Origin of the sequence: Escherichia sp. GZ89 (assembly GCF_019366485.1) — a bacterium.
GTDB classification, from domain to species: domain Bacteria; phylum Pseudomonadota; class Gammaproteobacteria; order Enterobacterales; family Enterobacteriaceae; genus Escherichia; species Escherichia fergusonii.
In genome coordinates this window covers 1-695 of sequence record NZ_JAEOHX010000054.1, presented here as the reverse complement: position 1 = coordinate 695, position 695 = coordinate 1, and the positions used below count along the sequence as shown (strand labels likewise).

1 protein-coding gene is annotated in these 695 nt (G+C 61.3%); it reads left to right on the top strand.

Going from position 1 to position 695, the window contains the following annotated elements; translation table 11 throughout:
* On the top strand, window positions 1–695 hold a 695-nt coding region (locus tag K0335_RS22145; RefSeq protein WP_219394160.1), incomplete at both ends, for a prophage tail fiber N-terminal domain-containing protein.

Genomic DNA, 695 nt, shown 5'->3' with positions numbered 1-695 from the left:
ATGACGGAGGATGATGCCCGTCCGGAGGCACTGCGCCGTTTTGAACTGATGGTGGAAGAGGTGGCGCGTAACGCGTCCGCAGTGGCACAGAACACGGCAGCCGCGAAGAAGTCAGCCAGCGATGCCAGCACATCAGCCAGTGAGGCGGCAACCCATGCGACTGATGCTGCGGACTCAGCACGCGCAGCCAGCACGTCAGCCGGACAGGCCGCATCGTCTGCTCAGTCAGCATCTTCCAGCGCAGGAACAGCATCAACAAAGGCCACGGAAGCGTCAAAAAGTGCTGCCGCTGCAGAGTCCTCAAAAAGCGCGGCGGCCACCAGTGCCGGTGCCGCGAAAACGTCAGAAACGAATGCGGCAGCGTCACAACAATCAGCAGCCACTTCTGCATCCACTGCGACGACGAAAGCGTCAGAAGCCGCCACTTCAGCCAGAGATGCGGCTGCCTCCAAAGAGGCGGCAAAATCATCAGAAACGAACGCCTCCACAAGCGCCAGCAGTGCAGCCTCCTCGGCAACGGCGGCAGGAAATTCCGCGAAGGCGGCAAAAACGTCCGAGACGAATGCTAAGTCTTCTGAAACGGCAGCGGAACAGAGCGCCTCAGCTGCGGCAGGCTCGGAGACAGTAGCTGCATCATCGGCCCGTGAAGCATCCATTAAGGCAGAGGAGGCAGCAGCCAGTGCCACCGCCGCCGG